Raw genomic sequence first — 202 nt, 5'->3', positions numbered from 1 at the left:
ATTCGCGAGCCCGCTCCCACAGGGGGATTGGGTTTTAAGCACAAAATCGAAGAACACCACCGATCCACTGTGGGAGCGAGCCTGCTCGCGATGGCGGTGGGTCAGCTTGCATCGATGCTGAATGTGCCGGCCCCTTCGCGAGCAAGCCCGCTCCCACAGGGGATTGGGTTTTAAGCACAAAATCGAAGAACACCACCGATCC

Source organism: Pseudomonas sp. PICF6 (assembly GCF_009831705.1).
Taxonomy (GTDB): domain Bacteria; phylum Pseudomonadota; class Gammaproteobacteria; order Pseudomonadales; family Pseudomonadaceae; genus Aquipseudomonas; species Aquipseudomonas rhizophila.
This window is presented reverse-complemented; position numbering follows the sequence as displayed.